The sequence below is a fragment of the Lamprobacter sp. genome (assembly GCF_034860625.1).
In the GTDB taxonomy this organism is placed as follows: Bacteria; Pseudomonadota; Gammaproteobacteria; order Chromatiales; family Chromatiaceae; genus Lamprobacter.
Genome location: NZ_JAYESN010000704.1, coordinates 1 through 733 on the forward strand (window position 1 = coordinate 1; position 733 = coordinate 733).

A 733-nucleotide genomic window follows, 5' to 3' on the forward strand; every position below is an offset into this window, starting at 1 on the left:
AAAGCCGGCGATCACCACCGGCTTGCCGAACTCTGACGGCACGAACTCGTAGGGCCGGCTACCGATGACGGTGCTGACATGTGAAGGACCGAGGATGCCGTCGAGTTGCACGCCTCCGGCGTTGGCCGTCATGCCTGAATCAGTGGCCGCGTCCCCGTCATGCTCAACCAACGCCTGTGTTTCCGCACCTCTTGAGGCTGAGCGGGTCGCTTGGGCACCAGCAGCAGCCAAAATGGTCGCGAGCGCCGGCGGTGTCAGGACATGGTTGCAGAACACCGAGAAATTCTCGATCCCCTCGGCGCGCGCGACCTTGATCGCGACCGCGGTCGGTGGCGTGGTGGTCTCAAAGCCAATCGCGAAGAGCACGACTTGGCGCTCCGGCACCTTGCGCGCGATCGCCAGCGCATCCTGTGTCGAGTAGATCATCCGAATGTCGGCCCCTGCCGCCTTGGCCTTGAGCAGGCTGTTGCGCTCACTGGCCGGCACCCGCATCAAATCACCGTAGGTACAGAGCGTCACCCCATGCTCAACAGCCATCGCAATCGCCTGATCGATGCGCGCCATCGGCAACACGCAAACCGGACAGCCGGGGCCATGCACAAAGCGCACATTGGCCGGCATCAGATCCTGCACGCCGTAGCGATAGATGGCATGGGTATGCCCGCCGCAAAACTCCATCAGGCGATAGGCCCGAGCCGGATCAGCCTCGGCCGCAATGGTCCGTGCCAAACCC

The 733-nt window shown here is 63.6% G+C and carries 1 protein-coding gene; it reads right to left on the bottom strand.

Translation table 11 applies throughout. The annotated features are described in order from the left end of the window. Positions 1 to 729: hydrogenase formation protein HypD (gene hypD / locus VBE63_RS30860; protein ID WP_323686756.1), on the bottom strand; the 729-nt coding region annotated here is incomplete at its 3' end. Positions 730 to 733 lie beyond the last annotated feature (4 nt).